Source organism: Dokdonia sp. PRO95 (genome assembly GCF_000355805.1).
Lineage (GTDB): Bacteria > Bacteroidota > Bacteroidia > Flavobacteriales > Flavobacteriaceae > Dokdonia.
Genome location: NZ_CM001837.1, coordinates 1,613,382 through 1,633,489, shown reverse-complemented (window position 1 = coordinate 1,633,489; position 20,108 = coordinate 1,613,382). Strand labels below are relative to the sequence as shown.

Genomic DNA, 20,108 nt, shown 5'->3' with positions numbered 1-20,108 from the left:
ACTACCTCGATATAAACTCCAGTAATGCATTTTTAGGCTTTAAGGTGATAAGTGGTAATATTTCAATAGGCGTGCTTTTTGGAGTAATTTTGAACGTAGCCACTAGCTCAGTAACGGCTAGTATCATCTCATACATAGCAAAATTATTACCTATACACATTCTAGGACCCGCCCCAAAAGGAAAATATGCCGCATGCTTCATCCCTGCATTCTCATCAAATCTAGTAGGATCAAATTGATCTGCTCGATCCCAGAAGTCCTTATGTTTATGAATTTCTACCACAGAAAATAGCAAATTAGAACCCGCAGGTATCTTCATGCCATTATGCTCGTCATCTTCAATATTCACACGATCTATAAAATATGCCGGTGGATACAAGCGCATTGATTCCTCAAGTACTTGTTTAGTAAGATTACAATTTCTTAAAAACTCATTGAGATTGGTAGAGTTCGCTTTCGCGAAAGCGTATTCTTCATAAATCTTATCTTGCCAACTGGGATTTCTAGCAAGGAGCTCGGCTGTAAAAGTAAGTGCGTTTGACGTAGTCTCATGCCCTGCCGAAAATAGAATGAGAATTTCATCTATAAGCTGTTCTTCCTCCATAAATCCTCCATCCTCGTATTGAGAATCCAGAAGCATATCAAGTAAATCACCAGGCTTGTCACCGCTGTTCTTACGCTCTTGCACTAGCTCCTTGAGGATAATTCTCGCCTCTTGTGTAAGAGCGAGATGCTTATCTATAGGTCCACCATACTTAAAATACCATGCTTTAAATGGCTGGCGAAGTTCTTTTACAAGCATCTTTTGAGCTTGCTCTGTGATGTATTGTAATCTATTTATTTTGTCTCGATCTACATCAGTTTTAAACAATGCCTTAACGACAGTCATAAATGCAAGATCATTAAAAACTTCAAACACGTCAAAAGCCTTATATGTTTCAATACGCAAAAGCTCTTCTTTAATTACCTCATGCATTGCATCAAGTAATTGTGCTAACTGCTTTTTATGAAATGCTGGCTGTATTAGCTTTCTCTGCTTCTTCCAGTGATCACCTTCTGCAGTAAGAAGACCTCTTCCAACGTATTTTGCTAAGTCCTTAGTTTGGATAGGAGACTTACCATAGTTGCGCTGATTTTTCTGAAGTGCATATTTGGCAAATTCTGGATCTCTTGAAAAGACAACATCATTGCCAAAACCAAGCTTTAGTTTAAAAGTATCACCTTTTGACTCAAAGTTTTCTTTATGAAAAGGTAGAGGATTCTTAAGGATACTTCCTGCATTTGCAAGAAATTTAAACACGGATACTGCTGGGATTTGATCTGCCATATACTATTTTCAAGGGTCAATTATAAAGATACGGCTTGATTGAAACTAACATAATCTAGGCTTTCAAAAAATATGAATCATTCCAAATTAAACATGCATGCTCCATCGACTAATTAAAAAAGCCCGCCCTGCACAGGTCCTTTTAATCGACCTAGATGCCTATAAGCTTCTTCTGTAACTTCTCTTCCTCGAGGTGTACGCATGATAAAACCTTGTTGTATCAAGAATGGCTCGTATACTTCCTCAATAGTTTCTGCACTTTCAGAAACGGCAGTAGCAAGTGTTGTGATCCCTACTGGACCACCTTTGAACTTATCTATTATAGTCGCAAGTATTTTATTATCCATCTCATCTAGTCCATGAGCGTCCACATTAAGTGCCTCTAGACTATATTTTGCAATAGCAATGTCTATACTACCATTGCCTTTAATCTGTGCAAAGTCACGCACACGTCTAAGCAATGAATTTGCAATACGAGGAGTGCCTCTACTTCTACCAGCTATCTCAATGGCTGCTTCCATAGAAATGGGGACCCCTAATATGTTAGAGCTTCGTTCTACAATGGTGGTAAGCAATTCTGTGGTGTAATATTGTAATCTACTTGAAATACCAAAACGTGCTCGCATAGGTGCTGTGAGCAATCCAGAGCGTGTTGTAGCGCCTACTAGTGTAAATGGTGCGAGATCAATCTGTACACTTCGAGCATTAGGCCCGGTTTCAATCATGATGTCTATACGATAATCCTCCATAGCTGAGTACAAATATTCTTCTACTATGGGACTCAATCTATGTATCTCATCAATAAAAAGTACATCTCTCTCATCAAGATTAGTAAGTAATCCAGCTAGATCACCTGGTTTATCAAGTACCGGACCTGATGTTATCTTGATGTTTACATCAAGCTCGTTTGCAAGAATGTTTGCGAGAGTTGTTTTTCCCAGACCCGGAGGCCCATGAAATAAAGTGTGATCCAGCGCCTCTCCTCTAAGATTTGCTGCTTGAACAAAAATCTTCAAGTTTTCAAGCACCTGATCTTGACCCGCAAAATCATCAAAGGATAGCGGTCTTAACGCCTTTTCGACATCTACATCTTCTCTAGAAAAACCTTCGTTTGTGGGGTCTAAATGCTCATTCATAAATAGCTGTGCTTTCAATCAAAGATAAGAAATAGTGTTGGCTCATAGATAAAGTAAACTCATGAGCACTCATAAAATTTCATCATAATTAGTACGCTTTCGCGAAAGCATAAAAAGAAAAAACCCACTCAATAGAGTGGGTTTATAAATCTAAATAATAAATATCTAGTGATTCATTTCTTCTTCATTAGGTTGAAGAGCAACCGTCTGTGGAATAAAATCCTGACCAGGAATAACGTAGTCTGAACCATCCTTATTCAGTTTAGAATAATCATATGGCCAACGTTGTACCTCTGGTATAGGACCTGCCCAGTTACCGTGAATATGCTTGTGACCCGTTGTCCATTCTAATGTGTTAGACTTCCAAGGATTTTGCTCTCCTACTTTTCCATAGAACATTGAGTGGATAAAGTTATATAAGAAGACTAGTTGTGCTCCTGCAGTTATAAATGCAAAGATACTTATCGCCTTATTAACGTCTAATAAATCATCAAAGTATGGGAAAGCCGAGTTTGTGTAATAACGTCTAGGTAGTCCAGCCATACCAATAAAGTGCATAGGGAAGAAAATACCGTATGCTCCAATTACTGTGATCCAGAAGTGAACATAGCCTAAGTTTTTGTTCATCATCTTACCTTCAAACATCTTAGGGAACCAGTGATACACTCCTGCAAATAATCCATAAAGAGCAGATATACCCATTACTAAGTGGAAGTGAGCAACTACGAAATAGGTATCATGTACGTTAATATCGAGTGTAGAATCTCCTAGGATAATACCTGTAAGACCACCTGATATAAATGTAGATACAAGACCTATAGAAAATAACATACCAGGATTAAACTGTAAGTTACCTTTCCATAAGGTTGTAATATAGTTAAAAGCCTTTACTGCAGATGGTATCGCAATAAGCAGAGTTGTAAATGTAAATACAGATCCTAAGAAAGGATTCATCCCTGAAATAAACATGTGGTGACCCCATACTATAGTTGACAAGAATGCAATCGCAAGAATAGAAGCAATCATCGCACGGTAACCAAAAATAGGTTTACGTGAATTAGTTGAAATAATTTCTGATGAAATCCCTAATGCTGGTAATAATACAATATAAACCTCTGGGTGACCTAAGAACCAGAAAAGGTGCTCAAATAATACAGGTGATCCACCAGAGTTATGTAATACTTCACCTCCAATATAAATATCAGATAAGAAGAATGACGTACCAAAACTTCTATCCATAATAAGCATTAATGCCGCAGATAATAGTACTGGGAATGAAACCACACCAATAATTGCCGTTACAAAGAAAGCCCAGATAGTAAGAGGAAGTCTTGTCATAGACATACCCTTAGTACGTAGATTAATAACAGTTACAACATAGTTCAAAGATCCTAATAAAGAGGAAGCAATGAAGATAGCCATAGAAACTAACCATAATGTCATTCCCATACCAGAAGCCGGAATGCTGTTAGGTAATGCTGATAATGGAGGGTAAATTGTCCATCCTGCAGCAGCTGGACCAGACTCTACAAAAAGAGAAAGAACCATGATTACTGACGAAAGGAAAAATAACCAGTAGGATACCATGTTCAAAAATCCTGAAGCCATATCTCGAGCTCCAATTTGAAGTGGAATCAATAAGTTACTAAATGTACCACTCAAACCAGCGGTAAGTACAAAGAAGACCATGATGGTTCCGTGTATAGTAATAAGTGCTAAATAAATATTTGGATCCATTACACCATCTTTACCCCAGTCTCCTAAGAGTACTTCGTAGATAGTGAATTGGTGATCTGGCCAAGCAAGTTGAAGACGGAATATCAATGACATTCCGATACCTATAATACCCATTATCAAACCAGTGATTAAGTACTGCTTTGAGATCATCTTATGATCTGTACTAAAGATATATTTTGTTACAAAAGTTTGCTCGTGGTGGTGCTCGTGATCGTCATGACCATGATCTGCTGTTGGTGCGTGTGCTGCCATACCTTGATTCTTTAGTTAATTTTTCTTTTTCTTTTTTTTACTCTTGAGCCGCTGCAATAGAACTACCAAATGTTTCTTGTTCTGCAATCCAAGCATCATACTCTTCTTGGGTCTCAACAACAATCTTCATTTGCATGTTATAGTGTGAAGCTCCACAAATCTTATTACATAGCAAGTAATAGTCAAATTCGTCGTATGAATCTATTGGGCCGTCTCCAGCAGCAATAGAAACCTTATTCTTTTCTTTTCTAATTTCCTTGATGGTAGCCATTTTATCTTTCATGTAATCCGTATCACGGATTTCGGCTGTAGTTTTTGAAGGCGTAAATGAAAACTGAGTAATCATTCCAGGCACGACATTCATTTGTGCTCTAAAGTGTGGCATATATGCCGAGTGAAGAACATCTTGTGAACGCAGTTTAAAGATTACTTGACGCCCCACAGGAAGGTGTAGTTCTGTAGTGATCTTATCATCCATTGCATCTGCATCACTTTCATCAACTCCAACAGTGTTTGCTCCCTCTATAAACCTTACGTTAGCATTACCTAAAATATTGTCTTCTCCAGCATACCTAGCTTGCCATCCAAAACGTTTAGCATAAAGCTCTACTACAATGGCGTCTTCGTCCTCTTCAAAGTTCATAATATCAGACCATGTAAAAAGACCATAGATAATAAGACCAGCAAGAACGATAACTGGAATAATAGTCCAGATAAATTCTAATTTGTCGTTGTCTGCATAAAAAAGTGCCTTCTGCCCTTTCTTTCCGCTATACTTATAAGCAAAGTAATGCAGTAATGCTTGTGTTATAACTTGCACAAACATGATAAGTGCTAATGAGATAAATAACAAATTGTCATAATCCGCTCCATGCTCTGAAGAGGCCTCTGGCAGGTAAAATTTACTGTAATTAATAAAACAGTATGCCATTATAAAATAAAATACTATGGCAAACCATAACATCAATTTTCCATTGATGCGGTTGTCTTTGTCGTCAGCTACTTGAGCCGTCTCGCTATTAGTCTTTTTATTAAACTGTGATAGTTTAAAGATCTTTGACATCTGCCAAAGCGTGACTACAAATAGAATTACTACGATGAGTGCTAATAAACCTGTCATTGCTTTCTAACTTCTTTATATCTATATTCTAATAATGAAAGTGCTTACTTTCTTCAATAAGCGGATTGCGCTTAGCTTCTAATGGACGTTTTGTAAGAGACGTAAATACGATAAGTACAAATAATCCAAAGAAAAACATAAGAGATCCTATCTCTACAAATCCAAACGACCAAGCCTGTCCAACTGTACCAGGCATAACCATATTGAATATATCAACATAATGACCTAACAGTATAACGATACCAGCCATAACTACAAACCAGTTTACACGTTTAAAATCACTATTCATAAGTATTAATAATGGGAATAGGAAGTTCATTACAAGCATTCCAAAGAATGGTAGGTTATAATCTTCTATACGCTGTATGTAATACGTTACTTCTTCTGGAATATTTGAATACCAAATAAGCATGAACTGCGAGAACCATAAGTAAGTCCAGAAAATACTGAATCCAAACATAAATTTAGCAAGGTCATGTATGTGACTATCGTTTACACTTTGTAAATAACCTGCACCTTTAAGTATCATAGTTATTAGAGCGATTGTTGTGATACCACAAACCATCATTCCTGCAAGTACATACCATCCAAATAGCGTACTAAACCAGTGTGGATCAATGGACATAATCCAATCCCATGACATCATTGACTCAGTGTATAAAAAGAATACTAAGAATGCAGCAGCAAGTTTAAATGACTTCTTGTGTGATCTGTTATCTGTTGCTTCATCTTGCTCTTTAGAAAACTTTACAGCAAAGAATCTATAAGCATTCCAACCACCAATGAAGATAACCGCTCTAATTAGGAGTCCAGGCACATTTAACCAACCAGACTTTCCAGCAATTAACTTATCATAGTTTTCACTAGCTGGGTCTGTAATACCGTCTGCCATCCAGTGGAAGATATGGTTAAAATGGAATCCGGAAAGCGCTAATAATACTAGCATAATAATACTACCTGGCAATAAATAGCCAGTAATACCTTCCATTACTCTAAGCAATAAAGGAGACCATCCAGCCTGCGCTGCATATTGAACAGCGTAAAACGCTAAACATCCTAATGAAATCATGAAGAAAAAGAATGCCGCTACGTATACAGCAGACCATGGCTTATTCTTATATCCATCTAGAAGGTGTTGATTGTGTTCTGCTTCGCTCATTGCATGACCTTCTTCTGCTTGATGACTAGCAACTGCATGATCATCTCCGTGACCTTTTGCTGATGCAACGCCCTCGTGTGTATCATGATCTCCACCAGATGTAGCTGCATCATGACTTGTTCCGTGATCATCACCAGCATGCATAGCTTCGATATCTGCTATTGTGGATGGCATGAGTACCGCATCAACTGCGAATAACAACGCCCCTACTACCATAAATATGATAGCTGATAATTTTAAGTTCTTAGATAATGTGTACATATCTTAAATATCGGTTGTTCCGTTAATTAGTTTTATTCGTGACCTTGAGCATTCATTGGCTCCGATTCTGGACCAGGGACAGCGTCTACTGCACCCTCGTTTAAATCAGTATCGATTTTACCCTCAGTCATCTCAGAGATAATTTCAGAAGCTGTAAATTCCTTCTGTGGCTTACCATCTAATGCATCCTTAAGACCCATTACATAATGATCAACCATCCAAAGTTCATCTTCTGTCATTTGTGATGCATAAGATCCCATAGAGTTTATACCATAGTACATTACGTGGTATATACTCCCTTCTGTGATAGCTCTACCAGCATCGTTGTATGCAGGTACACCGAGAATCTTTTCGCGTTTTGCTAGATTACCTTTTCCGTCCCCTTTAACACCATGACAGATAGAACAATAAATATTATAAAGTTCGTTACCCTTAACATAGTTATCTTCAGTAAGAGGAAGTGGATTTTTTAAGTTCGCTTTCGCGGAAGCTTTACCTTCTGGAGTGTTTTCAAAATCATAAGGCATCCAACCTCTCATAACAGAACCTTCTGCTGGTTCAAGTCGCTCATAACCGTCAGGAAAAACCTCGTATTTACCGTATGTCTCATAACCTACAGATTCATACATGTTAGGCATATACTGATAGTTAGGCTTACTATCGTCTTGACAAGAGATTACACTTGCAAAGGCAATTAATAAAACAGCTATTTTAAATATATTCTTCATTGCGTTGGCTTATGCTTCGTTTGCAATTAAATTAATCTCTACCGCTCCTGTTGTAACTAGAAAGTTTGCGAGCTCTTCTCCATCTTTACCAGTTGCATCAATTTCCATGAGAAAGTGATCATCTGTTGTACGTACATCTGGGTTCTCTGCCTTTTTAAATGGCCACAATCTACTTCTTAAATAGAAAGTAATTACCATTAAGTGCGCAGCAAAAAACACTGTAAGTTCAAACATAATAGGCACAAAAGCCGGCATGTTCTCAATGTAACTAAAAGAAGGCTTACCACCAATGTTCTGTGGCCAATCTTCAATCATTATAAAGTTCATCATTAACGTAGCTACTGTAATTCCAACACACCCATAAAGGAATGCTGTGATAGCAAGACGAGTAGGTGCAAGACCCATAGCCTTATCAAGTCCGTGTACAGGAAATGGAGTAAAGATATCATTGATATGAAGATGCTTCTTCTTTACCTCTTTGACAGCGTTCATGAGAACATCGTCATCCGTATATATTGCGTGTATAACTGTAGATGCCATACTTAATTATTTAAGATTGTTAGCTTGACCAGCCCAGTCATCGCGCTCTGCACGACCAGGAAATGATCCAGTTAGATTATCAAGTAAAGTATATTCCTTAGAAGTCATTCTACTCACCTGCTCGTATGTATAAATACCAAGAACGTTAAGTTTTTCCTCCATTTTTGGTCCAATACCATTGATCACTTTGAGATCATCTGCCTTCTGCGTAGCAGCATCAAATGAACCTAGACGATCAGTTAATGATTCTGCACCATGACTATCTTCAGCGATAACAGTTTCACCTTTAGACACCTCTTGCGGCTTTGCAATGTAAGCCCCGTCAAGATTTATTTTAACCGGTCCACCAGATGTACGAGGATCTGCTCCTGTACCTACTAATGATTGTCCAGACTCACGCAACTTCTTGTAACGCTCACCAGAAGACTTCATTATTGTTTTTACTTCAGCCTGCGCAATCACTGGGAAAGTACGAGCGTATAATAAGAATAACACAAAGAAGAAACCTATAGTACCAATAAAGATACCTATATCAACAAATGTAGGCGAGAACATTGTCCATGATGATGGTAAGTAATCACGGTGAAGTGAAGTTACAATAATCACAAAACGCTCAAACCACATTCCTATGTTTACAACAATTGATATGATAAAAGAGAACATTATAGATCTTCTTAGCTTCGGGAACCACATAAATTGTGGAGAGAACACATTACACGTCATCATAGCCCAATACGACCATGCATAAGGTCCAGTTGCTCTGTTTAAGAATGCGTACTGCTCATACTCTACACCAGAATACCACGCCATAAATAATTCTGTAATGTAAGCAACACCTACTATAGAACCCGTAATCATAATTACGATGTTCATAAGCTCAATATGCTGCACGGTGATGTAAGCTTCAAGACTCACAACTTTACGCATTATAATAAGAAGTGTATTTACCATCGCAAACCCTGAGAATACCGCTCCTGCAACAAAGTAAGGAGGGAATATCGTGGTGTGCCATCCAGGTATTACCGATGTCGCAAAGTCAAAGGATACAATCGTGTGTACAGAAAGTACTAATGGTGTTGCAAGACCTGCAAGTACCAAAGATACTTCTTCAAAACGCTGCCAGTCTTTTGCTCTACCCGACCAACCAAAGGCAAGTAAACTATAAATCTTCTTTTGGAAAGGCTTTACAGCTCTATCACGTATCATAGCAAAATCAGGTAGCAATCCTGTCCACCAGAATACTAGTGATACCGAAAGGTATGTAGAAATTGCAAATACATCCCAAAGTAGTGGTGAGTTAAAGTTTACCCATAGAGAACCAAACTGGTTAGGTATAGGAAGTACCCAATACGCTAGCCATGGACGTCCCATGTGAATAATAGGAAACAAACCAGCTTGAACTACAGAAAAGATAGTCATCGCCTCTGCAGAGCGGTTAATTGCCATACGCCACTTCTGACGGAATAATAATAGTACCGCAGATATCAATGTTCCTGCGTGCCCGATTCCTACCCACCATACAAAGTTAGTAATGTCCCAAGCCCATCCTACAGTTTTGTTTAGACCCCAACTACCAATACCGTTTGTTACAGTATAGATAATACAGCCTATTCCCCATAAGAAAGCAACAAGTGCGATAGAGAATACGATCCACCATGATTTGTTAGCTCGCCCTTCAACAGGAGCGACTATATCTAAAGTTACATCGTGATAAGTTTTATCTCCGGTAACTAGTGGTCTTCGTATAGGTGCTTCGTAATGCGCCATAATCCTATATAATTAGTCTTTAGATTAGTTGTTATTATGCTTCTTCTGTATTACGTACCATTGTCTGGTAGAATACATTAGGTTTTGTCCCTACATGCTCAAGCAAGTGATACATACGATCATCTTTTCTAAGCGTTTCAATTTCACTCTCCTTATCGTTTATATCTCCAAAGGCTAGAGCTCCACTAGTACAAGCGTTAGAGCAGGCCGTAGCAAACTCTCCGTCTTTCACTTTACGCCCCTCACGCTTAGCATCAAGAATAGTCTTCTGTGTCATTTGAATACACATAGAACACTTCTCCATAACTCCTCGTGAACGTACAGTTACATCTGGGTTAATTACCATACGACCAAGGTCGTTATTCATGTGGTAATCAAACTCATCATTTCCATTATACAAGAACCAGTTGAAACGACGTACCTTATATGGACAGTTATTTGCACAATATCTTGTACCTACACAACGGTTGTACGTCATGTGGTTTTGACCTTGCTTACCGTGTGCAGATGCTGCAACCGGACAAACTGTTTCACATGGTGCATGATTACAGTGCTGACACATGATAGGCTGGAAAGCAACCTGCGGGTTTGCCGCTGGATCTTCTAGCTCACCAAATCCTCCAAGAGAACCTTGATCACCACCTAACCCACTGAAGTCATTTTTCTTAGTATCATCAAGCTCAAAAGTCTCCTCAGAAGAGTAGTATCTATCAATACGCAACCAGTGCATATCACGACTACGACGTATTTCAGACTTACCTACTACAGGAACATTGTTCTCAGCGTGACAAGCAATCACACAGGCACCACAACCGGTACATGCATTTAAGTCTATAGCAAGGTTAAAGTGATGTCCAACAGAACGATCAAATTCATCCCAAAGATCAACTTCTGGTGAAGTTACTTCATATTCTATATGACCTTTACTTACCTCCGGAACAGCGTTCCAAGAGTGCTTATCTTTTGTGTTAAAAATCTCAAGCGTAGTTTCCTTTACGATATCTCCACGACCCATCAACGTATTATGAAGTTGCACAGATGCAAATTCATGTACACCACCTACCTTTTCAATAGATACTTTTTGAGTTGTCTGGAAGTTCTGCATTAACGGGAATGCGTTTACACCCGTTTGCATCTCCTCTTGAATTCCGTTTTTACGACCATACCCAACCGCAAGACCAACAGATCCTTTAGCTTGACCTGGCTGTATCATTACAGGAACATTCTCTAAGGTAACACCGTTTACAGTAATATTTGCATAGTGACCATTAAGACCACCATTTGCATTGTGACGTGCTTCTGTAAAGAATGTACTTCTATCAAACCACAATCCTTTCTCTTTGGCATCAGCCTCAGACATTGTCAAGTAGTTATCCCAAGTACAACGTGTTAACGGATCTGGCATCTCTTGCAACCAAGGATTGTTTGCCTGCGTACCGTCACCCATTGATGTCATAGTATACAACGTCAATTCAAAATCACCAGTTCCTTCTTGTAATGTGCTCGATAATCCAGCATCTGAAGTAATTGATGTATTTGAAGGTGTAACCGCTTTCGCGAAAGCGCTAGTTTCAACAACACCAGCTTGAACAGACTTATTGAAAGGAAGTCCAGCCGCAGTCATTGTCTCCTTAAGATACTCGTAATATGTTTTATCCTCACCCATCCAAGTCAACAAACTCTGCTGAAATTGACGCGTGTTAAAAATTTCTTTTATCGTAGGCTGCTGAAGGCTCACCTCTCCCATTTTGATTTGCACATCCCCCCAAGATTCTAGGTAATGTGGCACAGGAGCTATATGTGTAGCTAATGCAGCTGTTTCGTCTGCTCTTATAGAACAAGCAACTGAAACCTCTACCTTCTTAAGACCCTCAACAAATTCTGTAGCATTAGGCAAACTATAAGCTGGGTTTACACCCGCCATAATAAGAGTTCCTACTTGCCCAGCATTCATATCTTTTACAAGCTGCATGATCTTACGTGCATCTCCAGAGCGAGTCATCTTAGGCTTAGCAGTGTCCATTACAGACTTACCAGCGTTAAAATCAAGCGCTATTTTTTGAGTTGCTACATCTTGTACTCCCGTTATAAGAAGTCCGTTATCTCCAGCCGCAAGTAAAGCCTTACGAGCTTGAGCAACTTTTGCCTTTATTCCCTCTGGCAAACCAGATACAGAACCTCCAGCAAGAGCTTGTACTATTAATTTTTGTTGCGACGGTGTAGATGGCACACGAACATCTGCATTTGCACCAGAAAGAGACATGTTTGCCTCAAACTGGAAATGCTTAGACATCTTTCCATTTTTAGGAACACGCTTCTTACCATAAGCAGAATCATATCCACCACCATTCCAATCTCCTACAAAATCTGCACCTACAGCAACTATAACATCTGCTTTCGCAAAGTCATAATCAGGCAATGCACGGAAACCGTATTTCATTTCAAAAGCATCCAAAGCAAATTGCTCTCCAGCAGCATCGTACGCTACGTGCGATACATTTGGAAATTTAGCTTTAAACTCTTCTATAAGTTTATCGGTAGAAGGACTAGCAAATGTTTGCGTAAGCAAAACCGCCTTTCTACCTCCTTCAAGAGCACCAACAACACCCTTATCTATATCTGACCAAGAAACTTCTTCACCAGCTGCAGTAGGGAATTGCGCACGATTAGTATCATACATTCCTAAAACAGAAGCGTGAACACGAGCATTTGCTCCGAAACCACCTTTAGCAAGATCGTTATTTTCAATCTTGATAGGGCGACCTTCGCGTGTCTTTACAAGAACACTTGCAAAGTCAAAACCATCTGCAATTGTTGTTGCATAATAGTCTGCTACACCAGGAACAATTTGCTCTGGCTGCACTACGTAAGGAACAGATTTAATAACAGGACCTTCACAAGCTGCGAGGGAAGCTGCGGCAGTAGAGAAACCTACATACTTCAAGAAATCACGACGTGTTGTTTCTGAAGACTCAAGCGTTTCCTTATCACCTAAAAATTCATCTGTCGGAATTTCTTGTACAAACTCATTCTGTCTTAGCGCCTCGATAGACGAGTCTCCTTGGAGCTCATCGACACTTTTCCAGTATTTCTTGTTTGATGACATATACTTAATTTATTAATTGTGATCTTCTTTAGATCGATAATTCGTTTTGATTAACACACACCCTTAAGGATATGATCCACACTTCTTAGTAGTGACACTTACCACATTCCAGACCACCCATTTGAGCAGCTGTTACCTTCTCAACTCCGTACTTCTTAGCAAGTTGCTCATGAATCTCCGTGTAATACTCATTACCCTCGATTTTCACGTTAGTCTCACGGTGACAGTTAATACACCATCCCATTGTAAGAGGAGCATGTTGATACATAACCTCCATCTCCTCTACAGGACCGTGACATTTTTGACACTCGATACCTGCAACACTCACGTGCTGAGAGTGGTTAAAATAAGCAAAATCAGGAAGGTTATGAATGCGCACCCACTCTACCGCCTGAGTTTCCCCAGTATACGATTGTGTTGCTTCATCCCAACCCACAGCTTTATAAAGCTTCTGAATTTCTTTATCATAAAATTCTTTTGAGTAATCCTCAGTAACAGATGTAAACTCAGACTCTGGACCTGCAACCTCTGCAATAGACTTGTGACAGTTCATACACACATTAAGAGAAGGAATACCAGAATGCTTAGACACTCTTGCAGAAGAGTGACAATACTTACACTCAATAGCATTTTCACCAGCGTGAATTCTGTGTGAATAATGTATTGGCTGCACAGGCATATAACCTTGATCAACTCCTACTTGTGACATCCACCCGTAAGCAAAGTAAGCACTACCTAACAACAAGAATATTACTGAAACTAAAACCAAAAATTGATTTTCAACAAATGCTTTCCATATAGGTTTGCGCTTCTCCTCTTCCTGCATTTCAATCCCTTGAGCAGATGCAAACTTATTTAGCGTGTTATTCACTAGAAACAACACAGCCACAAGAAGCAACAACACAAACCCAAGAATTGCAAGGATAAGATTATTTGAAACCCCACCACCTTGATTACCGTCTGCACCACCAACAGCCGTAGTAGGAGCCGGAGCTTCTGGCTTAGGAGTATCCGTATAAGCAAGGATATTATCTATATCTGCATTTGATAACGCAGGAAAAGAGTTCATCACTTTATTACCATTCTCCTCATATACTTTTACAGCAAGAGGGTCTCCAGACTTAATAAGCCCTTGGCTATTTTTAATCCACTTATACAGCCACTCACGGTCATACTTCTCAGAAACCTGATGAAGTAACGGACCCGTCATAGGCTTATACAGTTTATGACAAGCAGCACAATTTGCCTTAAATAAAGCTTCACCAGCCTTAGCATCAGCAACAGGCGCGTCTTGCGCAAAAAGAGAACTTGAAAGTGTAAGAATCACCACCACGGCTAGGGTAAGGACTCTTGAGAATGAATTTTGGCGTTTAACCTGTATCATATTAATATTGAATTAGCTTCAAAAAGATGGCACGATTTTAGACAAATAGCATTGTTAATAGCTTGTTAATCTCGCATGCAAAATGGTTAGCAAAAATACTACACAAACTGCATTTTCAAAGACACCTTGAGAGGGTTCTTATTAATTTATAACAGTTCTAAATAATAATTTTAATTTGTTTAAGTTTTAATCTTTTACCTTTACAAAAAATAAAACAATTATGAACGGCATTACGTTTAAAAACATACAATTAGCACTAGCCGCCGCTGTGTTTTCCTTCGCTTTCGCGAAAGCACAAACCGCCCAATCCACTATAAATCAAGATGAAAGAATCACTGAGCTTCTTGATTTGAAAAGTAACCTTGAAAAAGAAGGGAAGTTAACAGATAGATACAAAATACAACTCTATTCTGGAAGCTTAAATACCGCAAGCTCAACATTAAAAAAATACAGAAATCGTGTAGGCACATGGTCTTCGTCTATAAAACACGAAACACCTAACTACAAAGTATGGATAGGAAGCTTTAGAAATAGACGCGAGGCAGACAGAGCACTAATGGAAATTAAAAAAGACTTCCCAAGTGCTTTCATATTTAAGCCAGATGGTCGCGATTAGAGCAACTTTACCTCATTTACACACCCTTATCAACCTAGCTGTTTTTAAGGGTTTTTTTATGCTTAATTCAGAAAACTACTTCTTTTCAATAAAGTACATTAAAAGACGCCAATAAAGCCAAAAGAACATCCACCGCTACATCACCAACAATACATCCTGAGGCATATTAGAACCCACTACTGTAATCGAACAACTAAACTCAATTGAGACAACCAGGACAACACAAGAGACATTATAACTAGCATGCCAGATTTTCGCGAAAGCGCATAAAAAAATCGCTTAAGATTACTCCTAAGCGATTTATATAACTCAATATGTTGTTCTACTATTTAAGCTTCTTCTTAACAGCTACTTCTTGGAATGCCTCGATTACATCACCAATTTTGATGTCATTGTAATTCTTGATTTGCATACCACAGTCATAACCTTTTGCAACTTCTTTAACATCATCCTTAAAGCGTTTTAAGGCCGCAAGAGTACCAGTATAAACTACTACACTATCACGGATAAGACGTATGTTAGAATTTCTAAAGATCTTACCGCTCATCACCATACAACCTGCGATGGTACCAACTTTAGATATCTTGAATGTCTCACGTATTTCTGCAGTACCAGATATCTCTTCTCTCATCTCTGGAGAAAGCATACCTTCCATTGCATCTTTAAGATCATTTATCGCATCATAGATAATTGAGTAAGTACGGATATCGATTTCTTCTTTATCTGCAACCTGCCTAGCATTACCAGCTGGTCGAACATTAAATCCAATAATTATCGCGTCTGATGCAGAAGCTAGAAGCACATCACTTTCTGTAATCGCACCAACACCTTTGTGTATAATATTTACTGCGATTTCTTCTGTAGACAACTTCTGGAAACTATCTGTAAGCGCTTCAACAGAACCATCAACATCACCTTTAAGGATAATATTAAGCTCTTTAAAGTCTCCTAATGCAATACGACGTCCTATTTCATCAAGTGTAATATGACGCTGTGTACGCACACTCTGCTCACGTTGTAATTGAGTACGCTTAGTAGCAATATCTTTTGCTTCACGCTCATCTGACATTACAACAAACTTATCACCTGCTTGTGGTGCTCCATCAAGTCCTAGCACAGATACCGGTGTTGAAGGACCTGCCTTTTTAACCTTTTTACCGCGCTCATCATGCATTGCTTTTACTTTACCTGAAGTAGTACCAGCTAAGACATAATCACCCACTTTAAGTGTTCCTGATTGCACTAGGATAGTAGATACATATCCACGCCCTTTATCTAAGAATGCCTCAACGACAGTTCCATTTGCATTTCTGTTAGGGTTTGCTTTCAGCTCTAGAAGCTCGGCTTCAAGTAATACTTTTTCAAGCAGTTCCTTTACACCGGTTCCTTTCTTTGCAGAAATTTCTTGTGATTGAATTTTTCCACCCCAATCTTCTACTAGAAGATTCATTTGAGCAAGCCCCTCTTTAATCTTCTCAGGATTTGCAGCTGGAAGGTCAATTTTATTTATCGCAAAAACAATAGGCACTCCAGCAGCTTGTGCGTGAGAGATAGCCTCTTTAGTTTGCGGCATTATACTATCATCTGCAGCCACTACAATAACAGCAATATCTGTTACCTGGGCTCCACGTGCACGCATGGCTGTAAAAGCTTCGTGACCTGGAGTATCCAAGAAAGCAACTTTCTTACCATTTGAAAGCTCAACACCATATGCACCAATGTGCTGTGTGATTCCACCACTCTCTCCTGCGATTACATTTTCCTCGCGGATATAATCCAGTAAAGATGTCTTACCGTGATCTACGTGACCCATTACGGTTACAATAGGAGCTCTTTCTTTTAGATCTTCTGGTAAATCCACAACATCCTCAATAGCGTCTTCAAGATCTGCAGTAACAAACTCAACAGTATAGCCAAATTCATCTGCAACAATAGTAAGCGTTTCAGCATCTAAACGCTGATTCATTGTTACCATCATTCCAAGTGACATACATGCCGATATAATTTGCGTTACACCCACATCCATCATAGTAGCTACCTCACTTACAGTAACAAACTCTGTTACTTTAAGGATTTTACTTTCTATATCTTGCTGTGCTTGATCATCCTCTGTCTTCTGACGGTGTTGATCACGCTTATCACGACGATATTTTGCTCCTTTACCTTTGCTCGACTTTCCTTGAAGTTTCTCAAGAGTCTCACGTATTTGCTTTTGTACTTCTTCTTCAGTAGGCTCAGCCTTAACAACACGTCCTCTACCTTTTCCAGAGTTATTACCTCCTCGTGAATTATTACCACCACGAGAATTGTTTCCTCCTGGCTTTGAACCACCAGTACTTCCTGGTTTTGTTATACGACGACGACGTTTCTTCTTATCATCTGAAGAAGATGATTTTTTCTCAGGTTTTTTAAACTTAGAAAGATCAATCTTTTGCCCTGTAAAGTTAGGACCGTTAAGCTTTTTGTAATCCGTCTTAAGAACTTCATCTCCTAGACGCACTTCCTTTTCTTCTTTCTTAGCTTTAGAATCTGCAGCTTTTGCATCTTCTTTTTTAACCGCAGGATTTTCCTTTTTCTCAGGAGCTTTATCTTTAACTTCAGGTTTACCACCCTCTTTCTTAGCTTCACTTGCTGGACTAGGAGCTTCCTTTTTCTTAGGAGTTGCCGCCTCTTTAGCCTTCACCTCTTCTACAGGTTTAACTTCTTCTGCTGGCTTCACCTCTTTCTTAGCTTCTTTTTTAGCCTCCTTACGATCTGCTAAATTTCCTGCTGGTTTACTAAGATCAATTTTACCTACTTGCTTAGGTCCGTTAAGCTGTGCTTTAGCTTTAACTACCTCTTGTTTTTTAGGCGCTTCGGCTTTTGCCTCAGCTTTTGCTTCGATCTCAACTTCTCGAGCGGCGCGCAGTGCCTCCTTCTCTTTCTCTTTTGCTTCGGCAACTTCCTTAGAAGCTACTTTCTTATTGGCATCCGTTTGAAATTCCCCCGAAAGCACCTCGTAAACCTCCGTAGTGATTTTCGTAGTCGGACGCGCCTCTATCTCGATACCTTTAGTTCCTAAGAACTCAACGGCACGATCTAGAGAAATGTTCATTTCTCGTAATACCTTGTTTAATCGCATTGTTGCTGCTGCCATAAACTGCTCTAAATTTTATTCTTAACCTACTTACTTCCGTATGCAGGGTACTCTATTCTTCAAATTCTGCCTTGAGGATTCTCATCACATCAAGAACTGTTTCTTCTTCTAAATCTGTACGACGTACAAGATCTTCTGCATCTTGCTCTAATACGCTTCTTGCTGTATCAAGACCAATTTTCGCGAAAGCTTCAATAACCCACGCTTCTATCTCATCTGAAAATTCTGTAAGCTCAACGTCTTCTTCAACTCCCTCTCTGTAAACGTCAATCTCATATCCAGTAAGCTGTCCAGCCAAACGAATGTTATGACCACCGCGACCTATAGCTTTACTCACCTCTTCAGGCTTAAGCACTGCTTGTGCGGTTTTATTTCCCTCATTAATCTTAATACTTGTAATACGCGCAGGGCTCAAAGCTCTAGTTATGTACAAGTTAAGGTTTGTTGTGTAATTTATCACATCAATATTCTCATTTCCTAACTCACGTACAATACCGTGAATACGAGAACCTTTCATACCTACACAAGCTCCTACTGGATCGATACGATCATCATAAGAATCTACCGCTACCTTAGCTTTTTCACCTGGGATACGCACAACCTTTTTAACCGTAATCAAACCGTCAAAAACCTCAGGTATCTCCGACTCGAACAATTTCTCCAAAAACAACGGAGATGTACGAGACATAACAATAGAAGGCTTATTACCTTTTAACTCTACGCTTTCAATTACTCCACGAACATTTTCTCCTTTGCGGAAAAAATCTGAAGGAATCTGACGATCTTTTGGTAAGATAATTTCATTACCGTCATCATCAAGTAAAATTATTGCTCTGTGTCTAATGTGATGCACTTCTGCAGTATACAAATCACCTTCAAGCTCTTTAAACTGCTTGTATATGTTCGTATTATCATGCTCATGAATCTTACTAATTAAATTTTGACGTAATGCCAAGATAGAACGTCTACCCAAGTCAAAAAGCTTTACCTCTTCAGACACATCCTCTCCTACTTCAAAATCCTCCTCAATCTTACGAGCATCAGTTAATGAAATTTCTTCATTATCATCTTCTACCTCACCATCTGCAACAACCACACGGTTACGCCAGATTTCAAGATCTCCTTTATCAGGGTTTATAATAATATCAAAGTTATCATCACTACCAAAACGTCGCTTTAACGTACTTCTGAACACCTCTTCTAAGATGGCCATTAAGGTTACACGATCTATTAATTTATCGTCCTTAAATTCTGAAAAAGAATCGATTAACGCTAAATTCTCCATATCAACATTTGTTAAAATTTAATCATCACTTTTGCTTGAACTATCTCACTGTAAGGTATTGTCTCTATCTTTTCGACAGTTACTTTTCCTTTACCTACAGGCTTAGGCTCTCTTGTTTTCCAAGTAAGGGTAACACCTTCATCTGTCGCCTCGGTCATCAACCCTTCGATTTTCAAACCTTCCTGCGTCTTCATTTCTAGGTGTCTTCCTACATTCTTTTTGTACTGTCTTGGTATTTCCAATGGGCTCGTAGCTCCAGCAGACATCACTTCTAGCGAGAAGTCTTCTTCCTCACGATCTAAGTTATGCTCCACCTTACGACTCACCGCCATGCAATCCTCAACTGTCACACCGCTATCACCGTCTATAATAATTTTAACCTCGTTATTCCCTTGAATATCAAGACTAATCAAAAATAAACTTGGATTTTCATCCAGCGCTTCCTGTAGTAAATTGGTTACTTTTTCCTTCAACATATAAGCCTATAAAAAGAGGGGACCGCTGTCCCCTCTGTATTCACTTCGTCTTTCAACGGTGCAAATATACTACAAATT

Annotated in this window: 14 protein-coding genes; 1 reads left to right on the top strand and 13 read right to left on the bottom strand. The window is 39.1% G+C overall.

Going from position 1 to position 20,108, the window contains the following annotated elements:
* Window position 1: 1 nt before the first annotated feature.
* The 10 genes from D017_RS07240 to D017_RS07195 all read right to left on the bottom strand — a co-directional run bounded on the left by D017_RS07240 (window position 2) and on the right by D017_RS07195 (window position 14,517).
* Window positions 2–1,327: a cytochrome P450 gene (locus D017_RS07240; RefSeq protein ID WP_035335625.1), complete on the bottom strand. Its 1,326-nt coding sequence runs from the start codon at window positions 1,325–1,327 to the stop codon at window positions 2–4.
* A gap of 113 nt (window positions 1,328–1,440) precedes the next feature.
* On the bottom strand, window positions 1,441–2,463 hold the full coding sequence (ruvB, locus tag D017_RS07235) for a Holliday junction branch migration DNA helicase RuvB (protein WP_035335624.1): 1,023 nt from the start codon (window positions 2,461–2,463) through the stop codon (window positions 1,441–1,443).
* 165 nt (window positions 2,464–2,628) lie between these two features.
* Window positions 2,629–4,452, bottom strand: a complete 1,824-nt coding sequence (locus D017_RS07230; RefSeq protein ID WP_035335623.1) for a cbb3-type cytochrome c oxidase subunit I — start codon at window positions 4,450–4,452, stop codon at window positions 2,629–2,631.
* A 37-nt stretch (window positions 4,453–4,489) separates the two neighbouring features.
* Window positions 4,490–5,572 (bottom strand): cytochrome c oxidase subunit II transmembrane domain-containing protein, encoded by a 1,083-nt coding sequence (locus D017_RS07225; protein WP_035335622.1) that lies wholly within the window; start codon window positions 5,570–5,572, stop codon window positions 4,490–4,492.
* A gap of 28 nt (window positions 5,573–5,600) precedes the next feature.
* Window positions 5,601–6,992 (bottom strand): hypothetical protein, encoded by a 1,392-nt coding sequence (locus D017_RS07220; protein WP_035335621.1) that lies wholly within the window; start codon window positions 6,990–6,992, stop codon window positions 5,601–5,603.
* 32 nt (window positions 6,993–7,024) lie between these two features.
* Window positions 7,025–7,720: a cytochrome c gene (locus D017_RS07215; RefSeq protein WP_035335619.1), complete on the bottom strand. Its 696-nt coding sequence runs from the start codon at window positions 7,718–7,720 to the stop codon at window positions 7,025–7,027.
* A gap of 9 nt (window positions 7,721–7,729) precedes the next feature.
* Window positions 7,730–8,260, bottom strand: coding sequence for a DUF3341 domain-containing protein (locus D017_RS07210; protein ID WP_035335618.1), 531 nt, complete (start codon window positions 8,258–8,260; stop codon window positions 7,730–7,732).
* 6 nt (window positions 8,261–8,266) lie between these two features.
* Entirely contained in the window at window positions 8,267–10,030 is a 1,764-nt protein-coding gene (gene nrfD / locus D017_RS07205) for an NrfD/PsrC family molybdoenzyme membrane anchor subunit (protein ID WP_081804656.1), read from the bottom strand.
* A gap of 31 nt (window positions 10,031–10,061) precedes the next feature.
* Complete coding sequence (locus D017_RS07200) at window positions 10,062–13,133, bottom strand: TAT-variant-translocated molybdopterin oxidoreductase (RefSeq protein WP_035335617.1); 3,072 nt, start codon at window positions 13,131–13,133, stop codon at window positions 10,062–10,064.
* An 85-nt stretch (window positions 13,134–13,218) separates the two neighbouring features.
* On the bottom strand, window positions 13,219–14,517 hold the full coding sequence (locus tag D017_RS07195; RefSeq protein ID WP_035335616.1) for a c-type cytochrome: 1,299 nt from the start codon (window positions 14,515–14,517) through the stop codon (window positions 13,219–13,221).
* Between the two features lie 220 nt (window positions 14,518–14,737).
* Between D017_RS07195 and D017_RS07190 the strand changes: the two genes are divergently transcribed.
* Complete coding sequence (locus D017_RS07190) at window positions 14,738–15,133, top strand: SPOR domain-containing protein (RefSeq protein WP_035335615.1); 396 nt, start codon at window positions 14,738–14,740, stop codon at window positions 15,131–15,133.
* Window positions 15,134–15,458: 325 nt separating this feature from the next.
* Here the strand turns inward: D017_RS07190 and infB are convergent, their stop codons facing one another.
* Genes infB through rimP form a run of 3 tightly spaced genes read right to left on the bottom strand, consistent with a single transcriptional unit; the run spans window position 15,459 to window position 20,030 of the window.
* Entirely contained in the window at window positions 15,459–18,269 is a 2,811-nt protein-coding gene (gene infB / locus D017_RS07185; RefSeq protein WP_035335613.1) for a translation initiation factor IF-2, read from the bottom strand.
* 52 nt (window positions 18,270–18,321) lie between these two features.
* Window positions 18,322–19,554 carry a transcription termination factor NusA gene (gene nusA / locus D017_RS07180; RefSeq protein WP_035335611.1) on the bottom strand — a complete coding sequence of 411 codons (1,233 nt, stop codon included), beginning with the start codon at window positions 19,552–19,554 and terminating at the stop codon, window positions 18,322–18,324.
* Window positions 19,555–19,565: 11 nt separating this feature from the next.
* Entirely contained in the window at window positions 19,566–20,030 is a 465-nt protein-coding gene (gene rimP / locus D017_RS07175) for a ribosome assembly cofactor RimP (RefSeq protein ID WP_035335609.1), read from the bottom strand.
* Window positions 20,031–20,108 lie beyond the last annotated feature (78 nt).

What these genes read in the sequence shown, in the direction of transcription:
- D017_RS07210 (WP_035335618.1), bottom strand. Translation starts at nt 8,260, where the DNA reads ATGGCATCTACAGTTATACACGCAATATATACGGATGACGATGTTCTC.
- ruvB (WP_035335624.1), bottom strand. Translation starts at nt 2,463, where the DNA reads ATGAATGAGCATTTAGACCCCACAAACGAAGGTTTTTCTAGAGAAGAT.
- D017_RS07220 (WP_035335621.1), bottom strand. Translation starts at nt 6,992, where the DNA reads ATGTACACATTATCTAAGAACTTAAAATTATCAGCTATCATATTTATG.
- D017_RS07195 (WP_035335616.1), bottom strand. Translation starts at nt 14,517, where the DNA reads ATGATACAGGTTAAACGCCAAAATTCATTCTCAAGAGTCCTTACCCTA.
- D017_RS07240 (WP_035335625.1), bottom strand. Translation starts at nt 1,327, where the DNA reads ATGGCAGATCAAATCCCAGCAGTATCCGTGTTTAAATTTCTTGCAAAT.
- infB (WP_035335613.1), bottom strand. Translation starts at nt 18,269, where the DNA reads ATGGCAGCAGCAACAATGCGATTAAACAAGGTATTACGAGAAATGAAC.
- D017_RS07190 (WP_035335615.1), top strand. Translation starts at nt 14,738, where the DNA reads ATGAACGGCATTACGTTTAAAAACATACAATTAGCACTAGCCGCCGCT.
- D017_RS07200 (WP_035335617.1), bottom strand. Translation starts at nt 13,133, where the DNA reads ATGTCATCAAACAAGAAATACTGGAAAAGTGTCGATGAGCTCCAAGGA.
- D017_RS07215 (WP_035335619.1), bottom strand. Translation starts at nt 7,720, where the DNA reads ATGAAGAATATATTTAAAATAGCTGTTTTATTAATTGCCTTTGCAAGT.
- D017_RS07230 (WP_035335623.1), bottom strand. Translation starts at nt 4,452, where the DNA reads ATGGCAGCACACGCACCAACAGCAGATCATGGTCATGACGATCACGAG.
- rimP (WP_035335609.1), bottom strand. Translation starts at nt 20,030, where the DNA reads ATGTTGAAGGAAAAAGTAACCAATTTACTACAGGAAGCGCTGGATGAA.
- D017_RS07225 (WP_035335622.1), bottom strand. Translation starts at nt 5,572, where the DNA reads ATGACAGGTTTATTAGCACTCATCGTAGTAATTCTATTTGTAGTCACG.
- nusA (WP_035335611.1), bottom strand. Translation starts at nt 19,554, where the DNA reads ATGGAGAATTTAGCGTTAATCGATTCTTTTTCAGAATTTAAGGACGAT.